A 21,233-nucleotide genomic window follows, 5' to 3' on the forward strand; every position below is an offset into this window, starting at 1 on the left:
AATATTTTGATGATTTTATTTTGTTCGATATTAATGAAGCCTTGTGTGGAATCCATTAAAAAATTGATTTTCTCAAATAGGAATGTTGCATGAGACATAAGAGTCTCGATATCACGCCCGATTTCCCGTAATCGTTCCAGTTGTTCTGGTGTTGACTCTAGATTACGCAGTAGAAATGAGATAATACGCTGAGTATCCATCAAACATAACCGAATTTTACCATTACTGTCTTCCAACTTTGCCAGACGACTGATGCATTCTTCTAAATTAGCTTCTGGATCTTCGAGTACGGTATGACTCACTTTTTCTAACTGAAAGTGGATATCTTCCAAAGTATCGGCATGGTTTTCAATTTTTTGCTCAAGAATGGTAATGAATAATGATTGTACATTTTCACAGCTGACTTGACCTTTACGAGCGCGTAAACGTAATAATCTAAAATCAGCAATACTTCCTTCTCTGATGGTTACAAGCCTATCATCTTGCAAAATAAAAGCGATGTTGACGGTCGTATGTCGACCTTCTGTTGGTGAAATAAATAATGAATGAACATGCAGCCCTTCATTATCGACAAAATATCGTGATGAAGCTTCTATTTCTCCAACATCACCACTATTTGGTAGTTCAATTCCGAGTGATTTAGACAGTAGCTTTCGCTCTTCATCACTGGGCTCTCTCACATCAATCCAATCAGCTTGTTCGATTAATGGTAAGTGCTCGGTATTATTATCGGTTGAAATTTCACGAATGAAACCATGATCTATTTGAAAGAATCGCATCAAGTAGAACTCCTGTATGAAGAATATTTTGCAGCATGTCTAATCCACCCATGCTTTATCGTGGGAGCATTCTAATTAAGTCTATAGTGAATAGCTTGGATTATTTTACATGCTTGTTACATTTTGAAATATTTATTGACAGTATACTTGCCTAGGCAGTAATATCGCGCAACATTTTATTGCCTAGGCAAATATATTGATGAGGTATTGATAAAATGAATAGCGCCTATGTAGGAACTATGCCTATTGGGAGAATGATCCATTTAGTGAATCAGCATAAAGATCGCCTTCTTAGTACGCACTTATCTACGATTGATATTACACCCGCTCAATTTAAGGTTTTGGCTGTTATTGAAGTTGAAGGGATTTATTCCCCAGCAGAAATCAGCAAAGCTTTATCAATTGATTGTGGTTCAATGACCAGAATGGTTGAACGCCTAGTCAAAAAGTCATTAATTGAAAAGCAACCTAATCCAAATGATAAACGTGGCGTATTGTTAAGTCTGACTGTTCTTGGTATTGGGATCCTTGAACAATGCCTTGAAATTATTGCGACTCATGTTGGACCGACATTAACTGGGGATCTCAGTTCTGAAGAGATTGAACAATTACTGGGTTTATTAACGCGAATGCTGCCATCATAAAGCTATAATTAATCAAATATTGATATGAAATAATCCCCCTTTTATTACTCTTTTTAATGGTTGAATCATGGACACACAAGAAAAAAACAATAATGTTGCCGATAAACCTAAAAGTAAGCGTAAGGCTTCTTTTGCCATCTTTTTTATTATTCTGATCATACTAGCCGTCGGTGGGTATCTTTATTATGTAACCTATTTGAAGTTCTATGAAGAAACGGATGATGCTTATGTGAGTGGAAACCTGGTGATGCTTTCTCCTGAGATTGCTGGCACAGTAACCACCGTCGTACCAGATGAAGGTGACTTCGTTGAAAAAGGCCAAGTATTGGTTGAGCTTGACTCGAATGATACCCAAATTGCACTGCAAGCAGCAGAGGCTAAATTGGGATCAAAAGTGCGTGAAGTTCGCAGTATGTACGTAACTGTCCATAACTTTAAAGCTAAAGTTGAAGCGAGTAAGGTGCAATATCGTCAGGCTATTAATGATTACAATCGTCGTAAAAATTTAGTCAAGAAAGGCGCTATTTCGAAAGAAGATCTCAATCATTACCAAGATGCAGTTGAATCGACTCGTAGTGATTTAGAGGCCTCACGAGAAGCGTTAAAAATGAGTTTAGCATTGGTGGATAACACCGTGCTTGAAACACACCCAGGAATTAAAGGGGCAGTAGCTGAATTACGTCAAAGCTACTTAGCCAATATTCGTAGTAAAATTGTGGCGCCTGTTAGTGGTTATGTTGCAAAGCGTTCAGTTCAGTTAGGAAGCCGAGTTCAACCTGGATCCTCATTAATGGCGATTGTACCGCTTCACCAAGTGTGGGTTGATGCAAATTTTAAAGAAAGCCAAATGAAAGATATGCGTATTGGTCAGCCTGTCACCTTAACTGCTGACTTATATGGCGATGAGGTTGAATATAAAGGTGAGGTGGAAAGTTTAGGAATTGGCACTGGCAGTGCGTTCTCACTATTGCCTGCTCAAAATGCCAGTGGCAACTGGATTAAAATTGTTCAACGTCTACCAGTTAAGATACGTTTAGATGATGAAAATCAAGATAAATATCCACTACGTATTGGTTTATCCATGCTGGCAACGATTAATATTAAAGATACTGATGGTAAGTTATTAGCGGTTAAGCCAAAAACTGAGGCTCGTTATAGCACGGATGTTTACACCAATGCTTTATCGCAAGTTGATAAGTTAGTGGCGAAAATCTTGCATGACAATCTCGGCTTTTCAGAGGAAGCAACTCAAGAACAGCTTGCTAAGTAGGTCGGGGATCTTATGAACGATCAAACCTATACACCGCCAAGCTTGGTGCTAGCCACAATAGGGTTAGCACTGGCTACTTTTATGCAAGTATTAGATAGTACGATTGCCAATGTTGCCTTACCAACGATTGCAGGTAGCCTAGGAGTAAGTTCAGAGCAAAGTACTTGGGTTATTACATCGTTTGCCGTTTGTAATGCTATTGCGCTGCCGTTGACGGGGTGGTTTTCTCGTCGTATTGGGCAGTTACGGCTGTTTATCGTATCGGTATCTTTGTTTACTTTAACCTCATTATTGTGTGGTTTAGCGACTAGCATGCCTGAACTCATTGCATTTCGTGCGTTGCAAGGCTTCTTTGCTGGCCCTATGTTCCCCATGTGTCAGACGCTATTACTCGCTATATTTCCATCGGTTAAGCGCGGAACGGCATTAGCTTTAATTTCAATGGTGACGGTAGTTGCACCGATTGTTGGGCCGATAACCGGTGGTTGGATCACGGATAATTATTCATGGCCTTGGATCTTTTTTATTAATATTCCCATCGGTATATTTTGTTGTACAGCAGTATGGCGACAACTAAAAGATCGCGCTGATATCATCACTAAAATGCCAATTGATTTTATGGGAATCGCTTTGCTAGTGGTTGGGGTTGGCTTACTTCAAATTGTGCTTGATTTAGGTAATGATGCGGATTGGTTTGCCTCGACTAAAATTGTAGTAATGACCATTATCTCTGTGATTGCACTTATCTCATTTGTGATTTGGGAGTTGACCGAAAAACATCCTATCGTGAATCTTTATCTATTTAGAGATAGAAACTATACCTTTGGGACTTTAGCGTTAGTACTGAGCTACGCAGCATTCTTTGCTATTAACATTATTTTACCGCAGTGGTTACAAATTTATATGGGATATACCTCGATCTGGGCAGGTCTTGCCTCCGCTCCTATGGGGATCTTACCGTTCTTCTTAACACCATTTATTGGAAAGTATGCCCATAAAGCTGATATGCGAGTCTTAGCTACAATATCTTTTGTAGTTATTGGTACCTCATGCTTTATGCGTGCTGAATTTAATACTTTTGTTGATTTTGAAACCATCGCTTTGGTACAACTGTATATGGGGGTTGGTATTGCATTTATGTTTATGCCATTGACGACGATTTTCTTATCAAATATGAATGGTCAAGATATTGCGGAAGCCTCAGGTTTAACGACATTCTTACGTGTACTCGGCGGGAGCTTTGCATCATCGTTAACAACTTGGATATGGCATCGTCGTGCTGATTTTCATCATGCAACTTTGACGGAACATGTCAGCAATTATGAACCTGCTTCTGTGGAATATTTGAATCACATGGGAGGGCAGACTCAAGCTAACTTTGCCGCAGTTGATCATATCATTACTACGCAATCATTTATGAATTCAACCATTGATTATTTTTACTTGTTAGGTTGGCTATTCTTAATTTTGATTGTATTTGTGTGGTTCGCTAAAGGGCCCTTTATAAAATCAGGTCCGGCAGCACCACCGGCAGGACATTAAATAGTAGATAATATTAATTGATCTTCTTAATAGGAGATAAAGGCGCAATTCGCTTTATGAGATCATTTCATTTTGCGAGTAACGCCTTTTTATCAAAGATGAAAATAGCGCCTTTATTTTGATAGCTCGGCTAACGCTAAAGGTAATAAAGTCACTTGATTAAAAGCATTCGCTAACTGAAACAAAGCCTCTTTTTTCTGCTCAGAATCGGGTAGCCCTTTAGGAACCCAATAACATATTTGTTCTAATGCCTTATAGTTTGGTTCTTCACCGCTGTTTATTCGTTCAAGTGCTATCTTTATCTGATGCTGCTGTAATAAGTTGATTTGATGACTCGTCACACCAACGAGACTTGGTAAGCCAAATAATACTTTCTGCTGTTGTTGTAAATCGTACACTTTCGTTTGTAATAATTGTCCTATCTGATGTGAGGTTTTCAGTTTCAGTAAAACGGGCAGTGAGGTTTGTTGGCAGCTTTGCTCTAAAACTTTAGGCAGCACTTGTAGGTAGAGCCGCTGTTCTGCCAACCAATCGAGTGAACAAATGGATTCGTCTTGCCTCCAAGTTAAATTCAACAACATGACTTCTGGTTGATTGTCGGGTTGACGATAAAGAGGCTCAAGATTGATGTTCAGAGGAGAAAGCCTATTATCATCTTCTAGCCAATGCGTAATCTGTTGTAATCTCACCAGGTTATTATTGTAGCGTGATATGGTTTCTGGATATAAAACACAATCACTCGCCGTGGGCTGTTTTGTTTCGTTGAGGGATTGTATGGCTTGAGCTAGTAATTCCTCTGCGTTTAGTTGATTTTGTGTATCACTAAAGGCAATCCCCAATCGTATAGAGACAGGAAAGCTACGTTCACGCGATTGGAAATCAAAACTTAATTGTTGTTTTATTTTTTGCCCCCATGCTTTAAGCGTTTCAAGATCGCCTGAATAGGGGCCGGCTAAAACAAACTCATCGCCACCTAGACGAAAAGCGACAGCATCTTTATATTGAGAAAGTTTCTCTGCAAATGAAATGAGCACCCGATCACCAACGTGATAACCGATTTCATCATTAATCAGTTTAAAGCGTTTTAAATCTATTGCCGCCACAGAAATTGGATGATTTTTACTTAATTTTTGTTGTAGGTATTGATCTAGAGCTCGACGATTCCCTAGCTTGGTTAGAGGATCCTGCTTTGCTAGATTCGAAGATCGTTGTGTTGTCCTTAATAACGCAGTGACTAGTAATAAGCTAATGATAAACATAATGAGTTGCCAAAACTGCATAAGATCGTTATTGCTGCGAACTCCTTGGCTAATGGTTCCACTTAATACTTGGCTTAATGCATAATTTAAAACCAATAAGTTAGCTTTTGTTTGTAGTATTTTCTGCTGAAATGCAGCCTTTTGTAGTTGCTCTGGGTGAATGAGATCTTCATCCATTGTTTTGATGGTATTAAATAAATTAGCAACACCTTGCTCTACGTCTGGATGGTTAGCCCTTAATATCTCGGTTTCATCAGATTCTAAAAAAATATCCAATCGGTTCCAAAGTAAGTCGTAGCTTTGAGATAATTCAGCTAGCTCTACACCATTAAGTTGATATAAGCGTGCTTGATATAGAAAGGTTTCGGATTGATATAATATACGATTCGAATACCAACTCGTAGAACGATAAAATGTATCGATATTATTTTCATTTTCTTTTTGTAAATAACTGCTCCATAACAAACTAGCAGTAAATAGAGCAAGGAGAGCAAGGAAAATAATATTGATAATATGCTGTTTAGATAAACGTAATTGGATCATTGCTGGGCCTTAATCCTATTTACTTGCCAAACAAATTTATTCAACATTTCATCTTTAGAATCTACTTTAGGATATTGATTAAAAGGTAATAATACCCAAAGAGGACCTTTGTTACGCAAAGCCATTCTTTTTCCATCTTGTTTCATAGCCAAAATAAAAGGGTATTTTTTTAACACTTTCTCTTTAATATCATAGGCATAACCATTAATGCCATAAACTTTAATCGATTTAAAAGGTTGAAGGAAGTTATCCGTGATTAAGCTAAGTCTGGGGCCTTGATAAGTATGAATATTCTTTGTCCAAGGCGTTGAGGTAGTAAAGCTCTCTTGAGGTAAGGATTCTAATTCTTCACGGCTGAATACTTGACGATACCCAGAGTTCGATTCCAGAGTTAACAATATTTCTGCTTGAGAATGGAAAGAAAAAAGAATAGTTATCAATCCTATTACCAAATAACAATAGAATTTTATTGATGATTTCATGAATATTGCCAAGTTTGCTGAGACTTTATATTTTATTCTAACATTACTCTGACAATGGTTGCTATTAATGAATTGGTTTAAAAAGAAACAGAATTTTATATAAATTGCTGTTTCTTTTCTTGAACACTGGCTAATTAAAGATGTTTTAGTGAGTGCTACCGATTAGTTTCGAACCGCAATGGCTTCAATTTCAATACCAACATCTTTTGGTAGGCGAGCCACTTCAACACATGAACGAGCTGGGTAATTAGCGACGTTATGCTCATCAAAGAAAGCACCATAAACTTCGTTAACCGCAACAAAATCATTTAAATCTTTAACGAATACGGTCATCTTTACAATATCTGAAACCGTTAAACCTGATGATTCAACGACAGCTTTTACGTTATCAAGAGATTGGCGTGCTTGCTCTTTTATATCACTTGATACTTCACCTGTAACAGGGTTCACTGGGATCTGACCTGAAGTCATCACCATATTACCAAGATCAACACCTTGAACATAAGGGCCAATTGCCGCAGGGGCTGCGTCTGTATGTAGAACTTTTGTCATTATCATATCCATTTTTATATTGAGTTAGGCATTCATCATAACTAATCAGTGTGTACGATTAAACTACCTTTCTGTCATGATGTCGCGTGAGAAGCTTTTTTCACAATATTTACATTTCAAACGAATCACATCATTTTTTTCTGTCACGCTAAAGCTGCTTGATACCGGTTCGTTATGAGTGATGCAATTACTGTTGGCGCAACTAAATACATCCACGACTTGTTTAGGCAGCGTCAGTTCTAGTTTTTTTACAACGGCATAGTTCTCAATTTGATTAACGGTTGCTTTGGGGGCATACAAAGCCAGCTTTTGTGCTTGTTCTTCGCTGATAAATGTGTTCTCAACTTTTAATAAATCTTTTGCTCCGAGCGCCGAAGATGGCAGGTTTAGACCAATCGTGACACGCTCATTCGAATTATGCATATTAAAAAGTCGCAGAACTTTAACGCCTACATGGGCTGGAATATGATCAATCACGGTACCGTTTTTAATTGCTTCAACTTGCAGTTGGTTTTGTTTAGACATGATGATCTCCTTTTATAATTCTGAATTAAGAACAAGAGCTAACAGAGCGGTACGCGCATACACACCATTTTCAGCTTGTTGGAAGTAATAAGCATGGGGAGTCTTATCGACATCTACGGTAATTTCGTCAACCCGAGGAAGTGGATGCAGTACTTTTAAGTTATCTTTGGCTTCTTTTAGTGATGCAGCAGTTAAGACAAAAGCTGATTTAATGTGTGCATATTCAGATTCATCAAAGCGTTCTTTTTGTACTCGCGTCATATATAAAATATCTAAGTTTTCCATTACGCTTTCAACTTCGCTGTGTAAGCTGTAAGTAATGCCAGCATCGTCCAACTCTTCGCAAATATAATCTGGCATAGCTAACGCTTCTGGTGCAATAAAATAAAACCGTACGTTATTAAATTTGGCTAATGCTTGAGTCAATGAGTGTACGGTACGACCATATTTAAGGTCGCCAACAAACGCGATGCTAATTCCATCAAGCGTTCCTTGAGTTTCATAAATGGTGTACAAGTCGAGCAAGGTTTGCGTTGGATGTTGGTTTGAACCATCTCCAGCATTGATGATAGGGGTGCCATTTGAAAACTCCGAAGCTAAACGTGCCGCGCCTTCTTGTGGATGACGCATCACAAAGGCGTCAACATATGATGAAATAATCTGAATCGAATCGGCGAGTGTTTCACCCTTGTTAGCATGTGAAGTGTTACCCGCATTATCAAAACCAATTACACTGCCGCCGATACGTTGAATCGCGGTTTCAAAAGAGAGACGCGTTCGGGTCGATGGTTCAAAAAAACAACTCGCGACCACTTTTCCTTTAATCAATTCTGGTTGAGGCTCAGCTTTGATTTTCGCAGCCGTTTGAATGATTAACTCCATTTCCTCACGAGAAAGTTCAGGAATGGAAATGATGTGTTTTTGATAGAGCGAGTTTGCCATGCGGGTTCCTTAACGAATATCAGCCAGAAATACAGATTATACAGATACAAAAAAACCTCCGATAGAAGGAGGTTTTTTATGAGTGGAAAGATCGAATAATGAAGCCATACAAGCTAGTGAGCTCGTAACATAACACGGTAATTTTACCTTGCTGCGGCATTTTATCTTCCCTCTCATTGGTTGGGGAAAATTATACGCACTATCTTTTTTAGCGCAAGCGTTTGCTACTCAAATACCTAATGGCTTGATGCTGCTCAAATACACCGCGTTAAGTGAGCTAATCGAAGAATGACTTAATTGCCTAACGTCGCCACCATAATCGCTTTAATCGTATGCATACGGTTTTCTGCTTGATCAAAAACAATCGAGTGCCTAGATTCAAAGACTTCTTCGGTGACTTCTAAGCCTTTCATATCGTATTTGTCTGCGACTTCTTTCCCAACCGTAGTTTCATCATTATGAAAAGCAGGTAGGCAGTGCATAAATTTGACTAAAGGGTTGCCGGTAGCTTTCATCACGTCAGAATTAATTTGATAGGGTTTCATTAATGCGACGCGTTCATCCCATGCTTGCGCCGCTTCACCCATTGACACCCACACGTCGGTATAAAGAAAATCACAGCCTTTCACACCACTTGCAACATCTTCGGTTAAGGTAATATTGGCTCCGGTTAGTTTGGCGATGGCTTGGCATTGAGCGACAAGTGTTTCTTCTGGCCAAAATGCCTTTGGAGCAACAAGACGAATATCCATCCCCATTTTTGCCGCACCGACCATCAGTGAGTTACCCATGTTATTGCGGGCATCACCAAGGTAAGCAAAAGATAATTCATGCAGTTGTTTACCACGACTAAATTCTTGCATCGTTAAGAAGTCAGCTAGAATTTGAGTTGGGTGAAATTCATCGGTAAGACCATTCCAAACCGGAACACCAGCATGTTGGCCTAACTCTTCGACAATGGCCTGTCCATAACCACGATATTCAATACCGTCATACATGCGGCCTAAGACGCGTGCGGTATCCTTCATTGATTCCTTATGACCAATTTGTGATCCAGATGGCCCTAGGTAAGAGACTTGTGCACCTTGATCAAAAGCGGCCACTTCAAATGCACAGCGAGTACGAGTCGATGGCTTTTCAAAAATCAAAGCAATATTTTTTCCGACTAATGTTTTTCGTTCACTCCCTGCGTATTTGGTTTTTTTTAAGTCAGCAGAAAGATCCAACAGAAATTGGATCTCTTTTGGAGTGAAGTCTAATAGTTTAAGAAAATTACGATTGCGAAGATTGAAAGCCATAATGACGTCCCTATTCAATAAATAAAGCAAAGAGTATTTATACATAAAAATGCTATTAAAGTGAATTTTTATTTGATTGTATTTTTACATACCTTCCAATGGTGTTTCATGGCAAAATACGCTTTCTGAATTTAGCCCATATTGGAGCACTGTCATGACTAACAATGATCAATCTATGCAAGATGATTACTTATCAGTTGAAGAGCTGATTGAATTTCAAAAAGAAGAAACCCGCGACATTATCGCAGCATTGATTGAAGATGGCAGTGATCCAGATGCTTTATACGATATCGAACATCACTTGTTTGCCGAAGATCTTGAAGTGTTACAAGAAGCCGTTATTGAAGCCTTTAAAATGGGTTTTGAGGTTTTAGAAGCGGAAGAAACCGAAGACGAAGATGGGCAGAAAGTATTATGTTGCGATGCGATTATGCAATCGGCTTTAGACCCACTTTTGATTGATGAGCAAGTTTCAAAGTTAGTTGATTTAGCTGAAAAATACGACATTATTTATGATGGATGGGGCACTTTTTACGAAGGTGAAGATGCAATCTATGATGAAGAAAATGACGACTACGACGCCGAATAATATTGTTTGCAAAACACTCAATTAGCCAGCCTTGTTGCTGGCTTTTTTTATACTATTTTTAGTGTAGTATTAATAAAATAGTCATCAACGATGATAGGGTATAGAGACGATTATGCATCAGCCGCTTACTGGCCTTTGGCAGCTTTCACCGCTAACGGATTTAACTATTCCACAAGCAGATATTGAGTTTCCATCGGCATTGAAATCTGTTTTACCTCAATCTTTATCTGAAACTGATATTGCTACCCAAGAGTGGCATTTGATGCACGACATTGAGGTTGATGAAGCCATGTTAGGTTTGGCGGCTATTGATTTAGTGATTGAAGGCATTAATCATTATGCAGAAATTCGAGTTGGTGGTGTTGCCGTTTATGATTGTGATGGTAGCCAATATCGTTACCAAAAAGACATAAAAGAGTATCTTAACCTTGGTAGAAATCGGATTGAAATTCTGTTTTTAGACCAAGACGAGGATTGGTTGATTGATGAGCAAGATGTGATTTGCTATTTGGATCATCAGCAAGTCGAGCTAACCGACCAAGCAATAGGTATTAAGCAAGCACCGTTTTTACGTTTGATTCGTAGTGTACGCTTACAACATGTTACGACCGAGCAGATCTGGCATCATGGAGGAGGCTGTGAGTTAAAAGTTGATGTGTATTATCATACGCTTAAACCAGGTTTAGTTTCGGCAGATATTAAATACAACGGTATGACATATACCGTGCCCTTAGACATTCGCAGCGATCATGTCACCGCTATTTTCCAGATAGATGCGCCAAAGCAAGCATTGTTATCAAAAGATGGTCGGTCTGTGCTATCAGGAACCACTCAGCTTTTTGTCCATTTAGATGGGTATCATTTCCCATTCGACATTGCGTTATCGGAAAAGCAGTGCGTCAGTCATTATCCACTTTGAATGGCAAAGATTAAAAAACAGAGTTTCGGGAATTGAGGCACGTCTGAGTATCGTGCCCATTTGACCTTTACAAAGCTTTAACCATCACCACTTCACAATCACCATGCCCTGTATTTCCCCATGCACTTTCTAAATGTTCAAAGCCCAATTTCTCATATAAGGTCAATGCCGCTTTAAGCTCGGCGGTCGATTCTAAATAGCATTGCTCAAATCCCAGCACTCTCGCTTCTTTAAAACATATTTCGATTAACTTCCGAGCAAAGCCTTGCTTACGTGCTTGTGGCAATATGTACATTTTTTGTAATTCACATACCTCAGGTTTTCCAGCTAAGGGAGCGATCCCTGCGCCGCCAACAACATTATCGTTAATATCAACTAATACCCAATATTGAGATTGAGCCGCAGCGTATACTTCACATAAAGTATCTAAAGCGGGGTCGGCCACGCTATAACCTTTGTCTGTTGTTAGACCATGCTCGGCGGAGACATCTCGAATCACTTGGGCAATAGCACTATTGTCTTGGGGTTGAATCGTACGGATATGGAAAACGGAATGCATATTGAGAGTTATATTAATAAAATGGGAGATATTTAATAGCATGCTCAACTTTATAGAACAAGTCGTTGGTATAAAAAAGCTCAATGATATGACTCATTGAGCTAGCAGACTATTGATTGGAGAGAGTCAGGGCAAATTTAAGCCGATAATGTACTCTTTTCTAACGGCGTTTCTGATAATTCTTGGCTATGTTGCTTTAAATCGTGATGATGGCACAACAAAGTAAACTGGATATTTTGTTTACGTTGCCAGAAGCGCTCATGGAAATAAAAGACAACAGTATTAACGCTTGGTTCGATAATTGCCATTAACCCGCCAAGAAAAGCATCGCCAGTTAATAAGTAAGTAACTAAAAATGCAACACTAAAGTGTAATACAGCGAAGCTCATCGTTTTCTTTGAAGGTGCCTGTAATGCAATTTTTAATAGTTTATTTCGTTGCCATACTTTGTCATGAAAATAGAAAGCTACGGTGTTTACCATAGGTTCAGTCATTGCGATTAAGCTGCCCAAAATAATATCGCCTGTAAGCAAGTAGGCTAAAGTAAACGCAACGCTGAAATGTAAAACTGCAAAGGTGAGTGTTTTTTTCATGAGCTTTCTCCGAGTCATTTCTAAGCTGATGAAAACAATATAATCTAAATGATAACTATTATCAAATGGGGTTGTCTATTTTATTGATAGGCTTTAGCTTTTAAAAACTAACTGGATAAAGCTTACCTCTTTTTCCTAAAGGGGGGAGTTAAAAATAAAAAGGTCAACCTAATGGCTGACCTTGTTTATTTTTGCGGTTTATCGAGGAACGATAAATACGACTTTATCAATAAGTAAGCTATTACAATGCAGCAATAGTTGCTTTTTGTTCTTCTAGTTTCACCAAGGTTTCTTGGTAACCTTCAAGTTTACCGCGCTCTGCTATTACGACAGCTTCTGGCGCTTTTGCAACGAAACCTTGATTATTTAGCTTACCTTCAATACGTTTGATCTCGCCTTGAATTCGAACCGACTCTTTATCTAAACGAGCCAACTCAGCATCTTTGTCGATAAGACCCGCCATTGGGATCATTAGCGTAGATTTGCCCACTTGTGATGTCGCACAAGCTGGAATGTCTTTGCCATCAACTTGAGTTTCATCTGCAGAAAGTATTTTAATCTCTTCTAATTTAGCCAGAGAAGTCAGTACGTTCATGTTGGCTTGCAAGCGAGCGGTGTCCGCTGCACCAGCTTTTAGCATGACAGATAAAGGCGCACTTGGCGCGATATCGTATTCAGCGCGTAGGTTACGAATACAAGTGATAAATTGTTTCACCCACTCGATATCCGCAACCGCAGTTTCATCTAGGTTATTCGCATTAAACTGAGGCAATGCCTGGGTCATAATGGTGTCACCTTCAACGCCTTCAAGCTCTGTTTTATTATAAACAAGCGGTTTTACACTTTGCCAGATTGATTCGGTAATGAATGGTATAACAGGATGTGCAAGACGCAGCGTTTTCTCAAGAACAGTGATCAAAGTGCGGCGAGTCGCGCGTTGTTGATCTTCAGTGCCTTTCCATAGGATTGGTTTAGTTAGCTCTAAATACCAGTCACAGAATTGGTTCCAGATGAACTCATAAAGCGTGTTAGCCGCCATATCTAAACGGAAATTGTCGATATGCGCATTGAAGTCTTTTGCTGCGAGTTCGAACTGAGATTCAATCCAACGATCGGCAAGAGAATAAGATATCTTGCTTCCTTCGGTAAATCCGCAATCTTGATCTTCGGTATTCATCAATACATAACGGCTGGCATTCCATAACTTGTTACAGAAGTTACGATAACCCTCTAAGCGTTTCATATCCCAGTTGATGTCACGACCTGTCGAAGCCATGGCTGCAAGCGTAAAGCGCAATGCATCGGTGCCGTATGGTTCAATACCACTCTCAAATGTCTTACGAGTGGCTTTTTCAATTTTAGCCGCCAGTTTTGGCTGCATCATGTTGCCACAACGTTTTTCAACCAATTCTTCAAGGCCAATACCGTCAATCATATCGATTGGATCAAGTACGTTGCCTTTTGATTTCGACATTTTATCGCCGTTTTCATCACGGATAAGTCCCGTCATGTAAACCGTTTTGAAAGGAACTTGTGGTTTGCCATTTTCATCTTTTACAAAGTGCATGGTCATCATGATCATACGGGCAACCCAGAAGAAGATAATGTCAAAACCAGACACTAAGACATCAGTTGGGTGGAAAGTAGAAAGATCTTGTGTTTTCTCAGGCCAGCCCATGGTGCCAAAGCTCCATAATGCCGATGAAAACCACGTATCAAGCACGTCATCATCTTGGCGCAATACCACAACTGGCGCTAAGTTGTTTTGCGCACGAACTTCTTCTTCGTCACGACCAACATAAACATTGCCATCATTGTCATACCAAGCTGGAATGCGATGCCCCCACCAAAGTTGACGTGAAATACACCAATCTTGCACATCACGCATCCACGCAAAGTACATGTTTTCATATTGTTTTGGTACGAATTGGATTTCACCATCTTCAACGGCTTTTACCGCAGGCGCAGCTAAAGGAGCAGTACGGACGTACCATTGGTCAGTTAGCATTGGTTCGATAACTACGCCACCACGATCTCCGTAAGGCACGGTTAAATCATGATCTTTTACTTCTTCTAATAAGCCTAACGCATCCAGTTCAGCGACTACGGCTTTACGTGCGGCAAAACGCTCCATACCTTGGAATTGTGCCGGAATTTCGGTGTTATAAGCATCAGATGCTTCACCGGTAGTGGTGAATACTTCTGCGCTATCACGGATATCAGCATTAAGCGTTAGGATGTTGATCATAGGCAGTTGATGACGTTTACCGACTTCGTAATCGTTAAAGTCATGAGCTGGTGTGATTTTTACGCAACCAGTGCCTTTTTCCATATCGGCGTGTTCATCAGCCACAATAGGAATTAAACGATTAACGAGTGGCAGCAAGATCTCTTTGCCAATCAAATCTTGGTAACGAGGATCTTCTGGGTTTACCGCTACGCCAGTATCACCAAGCACGGTTTCTGGGCGAGTCGTCGCAACCACAATGTAATCTTTACCATCAGCCGTTTTTACGCCATTCGCTAATGGGTAGCGGAAGTGCCACATGAAGCCTTTTTTGTCTTTGTTCTCAACTTCAAGATCAGAAATCGCGGTGTGCAATTTTGGATCCCAGTTTACTAAGCGTTTGCCACGGTAAATAAGGTCGTCTTGATATAAGCGAACAAATACTTCTTTGGTGGCATTTGATAAGCCGTCATCCATGGTGAAGCGTTCGCGATCCCAATCAACCGATGCGCCAAGGCGACGGAGTTGACGAGTAATGTTGCCACCTGATTCTGCTTTCCACTCCCAAATTTTGTCGATGAAAGCTTCACGGCCATAATCGTGTTTGGTTTTATTTTCTTCGGCGGAAATTTTACGTTCAACCACCATTTGGGTCGCGATACCGGCGTGGTCGGTACCGACTTGCCAAAGAGTATTTTTGCCTTTCATACGCTCACAACGGATCAAGGTATCCATAATGGTATCTTGGAAAGCATGACCCATGTGTAGACTACCAGTGACGTTCGGTGGTGGGATCACAATGCTATAAGCTTCTTTTGATGTGTCACCGTGAGGCTTAAAGTAACCAGCTTCTTCCCAACGCTGATATAGCGCTTGTTCAATTGATGTTGGGTTATATGTCTTTTCCATAATCTTCTTTTATCGATACTGTGAGCGTGAAAAATAAGGGTAATGTCAACGTAAAACGTTATAGCGAAAACAACATAAAGAGGCGGCTTTTATATAAAGGTTGTTGGTTTCGCTATAAATTCTTATTCGTTATTGATATTAATGGTTTGCATTTCAAAGCCAGCTTGCCGATAGATTTTATATCTTTCTCGGGCGTGTTGCTTTGCTTTTTCTTCGCAAGGCACGAAGTCTACCACTTGTGTAAAGCTCTGAGCAAAAGTTGTCGCATCATTACTCAGATTGATGACTAATTGTCGGTTGCGATTGAACTTGCTATTTGGGTAACCAATCTCAATCAGAGTACCAAAGTTAGGCCCTTCACCGACTAAGTTATGTGCTTGATAATTTTCAGTTTGTTGTTTCCAAAAGTATTCATCCACCGTTTCCGCTTGCGTTTTATCTTGCGCATTAATGTAAACTTTCGCACCTTGCTGGGCAAAATGGCGTGCCAAAAAAATCACATAATCAATATGGCCGATTTCTGACGTTTGGGGTGAGTCTGGTGGAATTAGATAAAAGGTGGCGATACTCATAGATCAAAGCTCATTAATCAAAAATAAAAATTCGGCAAAGATAAAATACAAAAAAGGGCACAACGGCCCTTTTGATATATAGGTTTTATCTTACGGCTTCAATTACTTTGGGTATATATTATTCTTCTAATAAAACTTGGCCAGTAGAGGCTTTGTTTAGTAAGAATTGAACCAATAAAGAAACCGGACGACCTGTTGAGCCTTTTTGTGCGCCTGATTTCCATGCGGTACCAGCAATATCAAGATGCGCCCAGTTATACTTTTTAGTAAAACGAGATAAAAAACAACCTGCAGTAATTGTGCCACCAGGGCGACCACCAATATTAGCCATATCGGCAAATGGGCTATTTAATTGTTCTTGATACTCATCTGCCATCGGCATACGCCATGCGCGATCGCCTGCTTGTTCTGATGCATTAATCAACTCATGCGCCAGTGGATTATGGTTAGCCACTAAGCCACTAATATGGTGTCCAAGTGCGATCACGCATGCGCCCGTTAATGTGGCAACATCGACTACGCAATCAGGGTCAAAACGCTCAACATAAGTTAATGCATCACATAAGACTAAGCGGCCTTCTGCATCAGTATTAAGGACTTCCACCGTTTGACCTGACATGGTAGTTAGAATATCGCCAGGACGATACGCATTACTTCCAGGCATATTCTCACAACCCGCTAACACACCAACTACATTTATTGGTAGGTTTAGCTTTGCCAATGCTTTCATCGTGCCAAAAACAGAAGCGGCGCCACACATGTCGTATTTCATTTCATCCATCGCTTCGCCTGGTTTTAATGAAATACCACCTGAATCAAACGTTAAACCTTTACCAATTAAAACGATAGGTTTAGCTTCAGAATCAGGATTGCCTTTGTAGCTCATGATTGACATCATGGACTCGTTACGAGAACCACGGCCAACGGCAAGGTAAGAGTGCATTCCAAGCTTGTCCATTTCCTCTTCACCAATAATTTTAGTGGTGATGGTTTCAAAGTCATCGGCAAGGCGACGAGCTTGGGACGCTAAATACGCTGGATTGGCAACGTTAGGCGGCATATTGCCAAGATCTTTTGATGATTTAACACCGGATGCAATCGCTAAACCGTGAGAAATTGCTTTTTCGCCAAGGTTTAATTCACGGCGAGTTGGCACATTAAAGACTAGCTTACGTAAAGGTCGGCGAGTTTCTGGTTTATTACTCTTGAACTGATCAAAGGTATATAAACTATCCTTTGTTGATTCAACCGCTTGGCGAACTTTCCAATAGGTATCACGGCCTTTGACATGTAGCTCAGTTAAGAAGCATACCGCTTCCATTGAGCCGGTATCATTCAAGGTGCCAATGGTTCTTTGGATGATATCTTTGTATTGACGTTCACCAAGTTCGCGCTCTTTACCACAACCAACAAGTAGAACACGCTCAGATAAAATACCGGGTACTTGATGCAACAATAGCATTTGACCAGGTTTACCTTCGAGGTCACCTCGGCGTAATAATGAACTAATATAGCCGTCGCTGATTTTATCAAGTTGTTCTGCGACAGGAGAAAGGCGACGTGGCTCAAAAACACCGACAACGATACATGCGCTGCGTTGTTTTTCTGGGCTGCCACTTTTTACACTGAACTCCATGCGTACTCCTACATCCTAAAGACAAATAGAGCCAAATGATGGATAATGCTGTTTTAGATACTTTTTTTTGATAAAAGTGTTCTAAAATGAAGCAAACCATCTTTGGCTTAAAAAAATAGAGAATCTTACTTTTCAATAAAAGTAAGATTATTAACAAATAATATAGTTAAAAATGATCAAAAATAATAGACTCATCGGAAAACTATAGTGATTCCGTCAAAAAAACAAGTTTTGTATAGGTGATACTGCGTGATTATTGTTAGATATTTGATCCGCGAGACACTCAAAAGCCAGCTAGCCGTTTTCTTTGTGCTTTTTCTCGTATTTTTCAGTCAAAAATTCATAAGTGTGCTTGCTGAAGCCTCTGATGGCGATATTCCTGCCAGCATGATTTTACAAGTTGTTGCTTTAAATATGCCCACAATGGGCCTGTTAATGCTGCCTTTGAGTATTTATGTCGGGATACTTTTGACCTTCGGCCGTCTTTATGCTGAAAGTGAGATTACCGTGATGAATGCTACAGGAATAGGAAATAAATTTCTTATCCATGCAGCGTTGTATCTCGCATTAATTACAGGGGCAATTGGCTTGGTCAACTCTTTGTGGTTATCACCTTGGAGCCAAGAAAAAGTTACTCAACTGATGGAGCAGCTGTCTACCAGCAGCAGCATTGATTTATTGAAAAAAGGTCAATTTCAGCGAGCGCCGAATGGTGAGGCTGTTGTATTTGTTGATGATATCAAAGATAAAAAGCTCACCAATGTTTTTGTTGCACAAGCTGTAACCAAAGATTCTACTCGCCCAAGTGTCATGTTTGCTAACTCTGGTGTTGCCGAAGAGTTTGCCGATGGAAGGCAAATGTTGACACTTAAAGATGGCGTTCGCTACGAAGGTATTCCTGGTTCGTTGGATTATATGAATACCAGTTATGATGAATATTCAGGTCTAATTGGTCAGCGTGAAGCTAAAATTAAAAAGCGAAAATGGGAAGCTCTTCCACTGCCTGATCTGCTTCATAATCAAGATTTAGAAGCGAAAGCCGAGTTGCAATGGCGGATCACTTTGATCGTATGTATCCCATTATTAACTTTAGTAGTTGTGCCGTTATCATCGGTCAATCCACGCCAAGGTCGCTTTGCAAAGCTAGGGCCTGCCGTTTTATTATATTTAGCGTATTTCTTATCGATCAGTGCAATGAAGTCAGCGATTGAAGATGGCTCTGTGCCACCATGGTTAGGAATGTGGGCAATTAATGCTGGACTGCTGCTTGTAGGTATAATTCTTAATAGTTTAGATAGTGTTTTTGTTCGCAAGATTAGAGACAGAATCAAAAAGAATAAGGGAAGTTAAGCGTGTTTAAAATTCTCGATTGGTATATCGGCAGAACCATTATCGCGACCTCTTCTTTGTGTTTAGCGACCTTAGTTGGCTTGTCGGCCATTATTAAATATGTAGAACAACTGCGTAAAGTGGGTAAAGGTACTTACGATTTAATGGAAGCACTGTACTTTGTTCTGCTCAGTATTCCGCGTGATATCGAAGTGTTCTTTCCTATGGCTGCATTGTTAGGATCTTTGATTGGTTTGGGAATGCTAGCAGCAAGCTCCGAACTTGTGGTTATGCAAGCTTCAGGGTTTTCGAAATTAGATATTGGTCTTTCAGTGCTAAAAACAGCTGTGCCTTTGATGATTATGATTATGATTTTAGGTCAGTGGGGTTCACCACAAGCACAAAAATTAGCTCGTGACTCTCGCGCACTTTCGATTGCTGGTGGTAGCATTACCTCTGTCAGAGATGGGGTGTGGGCTAAAGATGGTGATAACTTCATTTATATAGCACAAGTAAATGGCGAGAATGAGTTGCGTGGCGTAAGCATTTGGCAATTTGATCAAAATAAAAATCTCAAAAACATTCTAGTGTCCGATACTGTGAATTATGAACAAGGTCATCGTTGGGTGATGAAAAACGTTCAAATAACCAGTATGGAAAATGATGTGCAATTGTCTAAAAGTACACTTCCTACCTATGAGTGGGAGACGACATTAACACCCGATAAATTAGCGGTAGTAACGGTTAAACCTGAAGAGCTACCTTTAAGCGGCTTGTACAGTTACGTTAAATACTTAAAAGATTCTAAGCAAGATGCATCGCGCTATGACCTTGCATTTTGGCGTAAAGTATTTCAACCTCTTTCCATTGCGGTGATGATGTTACTTGCATTATCGTTTGTCTTTGGCCCGTTGCGTTCAGTGACTATGGGGGCTAGAACGCTATCTGGTATTGTTGCTGGTTTTACTTTCTATATATCCAGTGAAGTATTTGGTCCTATGAGTTTGGTATACGGGATCCCTCCAGTTATTGGAGCGCTAACACCAAGCGTTCTCTTCTTAATCGTCGCGGTTATGTTGATGCGGCGTAAGTTGTAGCAGCATTAGAAGCAATAAAAAGGATACCTCAATTTGGCATCCTTTTTTATATCACTCTAACTGTGAGTTAATTTTTCAGAAGGTATTTAACGAATTTGAGATGAATACACTACCTGACATTGAGCGCAGATATCTTGCAGTGATTTTTTGCTCGGTAGCACAATTGAGAGCAAGTTCCCCAAGCCTAGAAATGACGTACAAAAACGAATCAAAGACTGTTTAAAGCTGATAGTACTACCATCTTTGTTCATAACCGTTATCTTCCATGCACGCATACCAAGTGTCTGTCCTCTTTGCCAAAAGAAACTAAAGAAACCAAACCAAACTAACACAATATAAGCGTGGAAAACCCAACGCCAAATAGGGTGATGGGAAAGTAGATCACTAGCATCGATATAGTGACCATAATCTATAATGCCAAGGTAAACCAAAGCTTCCATAATCGCGATAATAATACCAACAGCTATCATTTCAATCGCAATAATAATTAAAGTGTCGTAAAGCAAAGCGCCAAGGCGGCGAAAGAATCCTGCGGATTTCTGATTGGGTAGGGAAGTCATAGCACTCTATTATGATTTAATTTATCAGCAGGATAGCTACTTGCGAGACAACTGAAAAGCACTAAAGTCTGTAAAGTCGTTATTTATGATGAAAATATCAGCGATCAAATCAATTTCAAGATTAAACACTTGCACGATGTATTCGCATAAGTATAATTCTTCCCACTCCTTAGCAGCAATCTAACGTGCTATAGAGTAAAAAATGGCGGTATGGTGAAATTGGTATACACGACGGATTCAAAATCCGTTGCCTTCGGGCGTGGCGGTTCAAGTCCGCCTACCGCTACCAAATTGTTAAAAAAGCCTCGACAGTGTCGGGGCTTTTTTATATCTATGATTTATTGGTCCTATTTTTAATCTTTCCTAAAACTCACAAAAGACTACTTAACCTGATCACTGGATAAAAA

Annotated in this window: 20 protein-coding genes and 1 tRNA gene; 8 read left to right on the forward strand and 13 right to left on the reverse strand. The window is 39.9% G+C overall.

Annotated features, from left to right (window positions below; translation table 11 throughout):
• Window positions 1–779, reverse strand: a 779-nt coding sequence (locus FH976_RS11795) for a CorA family divalent cation transporter (RefSeq protein ID WP_228767425.1), incomplete at its 3' end; no start/stop codon positions are given.
• A 215-nt stretch (window positions 780–994) separates the two neighbouring features.
• On the opposite strand from FH976_RS11795, the gene FH976_RS11800 reads away from it, so the two are divergent.
• From FH976_RS11800 to FH976_RS11810, 3 genes are all read left to right on the forward strand, one after another.
• A complete protein-coding gene (locus FH976_RS11800) occupies window positions 995–1,423 on the forward strand; it encodes a MarR family transcriptional regulator (RefSeq protein ID WP_194091052.1) in 429 nt (142 codons plus the stop codon).
• Between the two features lie 67 nt (window positions 1,424–1,490).
• On the forward strand, window positions 1,491–2,693 hold the full coding sequence (locus FH976_RS11805) for an efflux RND transporter periplasmic adaptor subunit (protein WP_194091053.1): 1,203 nt from the start codon (window positions 1,491–1,493) through the stop codon (window positions 2,691–2,693).
• 12 nt (window positions 2,694–2,705) lie between these two features.
• A complete protein-coding gene (locus FH976_RS11810) occupies window positions 2,706–4,235 on the forward strand; it encodes a DHA2 family efflux MFS transporter permease subunit (protein ID WP_194091054.1) in 1,530 nt (509 codons plus the stop codon).
• A 113-nt stretch (window positions 4,236–4,348) separates the two neighbouring features.
• Here FH976_RS11810 and FH976_RS11815 read toward each other — a convergent pair whose 3' ends face one another.
• From FH976_RS11815 to argF, 6 genes are all read right to left on the reverse strand, one after another.
• Window positions 4,349–6,037: a GGDEF domain-containing protein gene (locus tag FH976_RS11815; protein WP_194091055.1), complete on the reverse strand. Its 1,689-nt coding sequence runs from the start codon at window positions 6,035–6,037 to the stop codon at window positions 4,349–4,351.
• Window positions 6,034–6,519: a hypothetical protein gene (locus tag FH976_RS11820; protein WP_194091056.1), complete on the reverse strand. Its 486-nt coding sequence runs from the start codon at window positions 6,517–6,519 to the stop codon at window positions 6,034–6,036. Before FH976_RS11820 ends, FH976_RS11815 begins: the two co-directional genes overlap by 4 nt.
• 162 nt (window positions 6,520–6,681) lie before the next feature.
• A complete protein-coding gene (locus FH976_RS11825; RefSeq protein WP_194091057.1) occupies window positions 6,682–7,071 on the reverse strand; it encodes a RidA family protein in 390 nt (129 codons plus the stop codon).
• Window positions 7,072–7,134: 63 nt separating this feature from the next.
• Window positions 7,135–7,596: an aspartate carbamoyltransferase regulatory subunit gene (gene pyrI / locus FH976_RS11830; protein WP_194091058.1), complete on the reverse strand. Its 462-nt coding sequence runs from the start codon at window positions 7,594–7,596 to the stop codon at window positions 7,135–7,137.
• A gap of 12 nt (window positions 7,597–7,608) precedes the next feature.
• Window positions 7,609–8,538, reverse strand: a complete 930-nt coding sequence (gene pyrB / locus FH976_RS11835) for an aspartate carbamoyltransferase (protein WP_194091059.1) — start codon at window positions 8,536–8,538, stop codon at window positions 7,609–7,611.
• A gap of 293 nt (window positions 8,539–8,831) precedes the next feature.
• On the reverse strand, window positions 8,832–9,836 hold the full coding sequence (argF, locus tag FH976_RS11840) for an ornithine carbamoyltransferase (protein WP_194091060.1): 1,005 nt from the start codon (window positions 9,834–9,836) through the stop codon (window positions 8,832–8,834).
• Window positions 9,837–9,990: 154 nt separating this feature from the next.
• On the opposite strand from argF, the gene rraB reads away from it, so the two are divergent.
• Complete coding sequence (rraB, locus tag FH976_RS11845; RefSeq protein ID WP_228767426.1) at window positions 9,991–10,425, forward strand: ribonuclease E inhibitor RraB; 435 nt, start codon at window positions 9,991–9,993, stop codon at window positions 10,423–10,425.
• A gap of 112 nt (window positions 10,426–10,537) precedes the next feature.
• Entirely contained in the window at window positions 10,538–11,344 is an 807-nt protein-coding gene (locus FH976_RS11850; RefSeq protein ID WP_194091061.1) for a glycosyl hydrolase 2 galactose-binding domain-containing protein, read from the forward strand.
• A 67-nt stretch (window positions 11,345–11,411) separates the two neighbouring features.
• On the opposite strand, the gene FH976_RS11855 is transcribed toward FH976_RS11850, so the two are convergent.
• The 5 genes from FH976_RS11855 to pepA all read right to left on the reverse strand — a co-directional run bounded on the left by FH976_RS11855 (window position 11,412) and on the right by pepA (window position 17,840).
• Window positions 11,412–11,945 carry a GNAT family N-acetyltransferase gene (locus FH976_RS11855; protein WP_228767427.1) on the reverse strand — a complete coding sequence of 178 codons (534 nt, stop codon included), beginning with the start codon at window positions 11,943–11,945 and terminating at the stop codon, window positions 11,412–11,414.
• Between the two features lie 95 nt (window positions 11,946–12,040).
• Entirely contained in the window at window positions 12,041–12,496 is a 456-nt protein-coding gene (locus tag FH976_RS11860; protein WP_194091062.1) for a DUF2061 domain-containing protein, read from the reverse strand.
• A gap of 241 nt (window positions 12,497–12,737) precedes the next feature.
• Window positions 12,738–15,632 (reverse strand): valine--tRNA ligase, encoded by a 2,895-nt coding sequence (locus tag FH976_RS11865; protein ID WP_194091063.1) that lies wholly within the window; start codon window positions 15,630–15,632, stop codon window positions 12,738–12,740.
• A gap of 122 nt (window positions 15,633–15,754) precedes the next feature.
• On the reverse strand, window positions 15,755–16,204 hold the full coding sequence (locus FH976_RS11870; RefSeq protein ID WP_194091064.1) for a DNA polymerase III subunit chi: 450 nt from the start codon (window positions 16,202–16,204) through the stop codon (window positions 15,755–15,757).
• Between the two features lie 118 nt (window positions 16,205–16,322).
• On the reverse strand, window positions 16,323–17,840 hold the full coding sequence (gene pepA / locus FH976_RS11875; protein ID WP_194091065.1) for a leucyl aminopeptidase: 1,518 nt from the start codon (window positions 17,838–17,840) through the stop codon (window positions 16,323–16,325).
• Between the two features lie 249 nt (window positions 17,841–18,089).
• Here pepA and lptF point away from each other — a divergent pair, with 249 nt between their 5' ends.
• Window positions 18,090–19,190: an LPS export ABC transporter permease LptF gene (gene lptF / locus FH976_RS11880; protein ID WP_194091066.1), complete on the forward strand. Its 1,101-nt coding sequence runs from the start codon at window positions 18,090–18,092 to the stop codon at window positions 19,188–19,190.
• A gap of 2 nt (window positions 19,191–19,192) precedes the next feature.
• The gene (gene lptG, locus FH976_RS11885; RefSeq protein ID WP_194091067.1) at window positions 19,193–20,266 is read left to right on the forward strand and encodes an LPS export ABC transporter permease LptG; all 1,074 of its coding nucleotides are present in this window, start codon (window positions 19,193–19,195) and stop codon (window positions 20,264–20,266) included.
• A gap of 86 nt (window positions 20,267–20,352) precedes the next feature.
• Here lptG and FH976_RS11890 read toward each other — a convergent pair whose 3' ends face one another.
• Window positions 20,353–20,826 (reverse strand): RDD family protein, encoded by a 474-nt coding sequence (locus FH976_RS11890; RefSeq protein ID WP_194091068.1) that lies wholly within the window; start codon window positions 20,824–20,826, stop codon window positions 20,353–20,355.
• Between the two features lie 204 nt (window positions 20,827–21,030).
• On the opposite strand from FH976_RS11890, the gene FH976_RS11895 reads away from it, so the two are divergent.
• Window positions 21,031–21,115, forward strand: a tRNA-Leu gene (locus FH976_RS11895).
• Window positions 21,116–21,233: the final 118 nt, after the last annotated feature.

Origin of the sequence: Vibrio hibernica (genome assembly GCF_015223435.1) — a bacterium.
GTDB classification, from domain to species: domain Bacteria; phylum Pseudomonadota; class Gammaproteobacteria; order Enterobacterales; family Vibrionaceae; genus Vibrio; species Vibrio hibernica.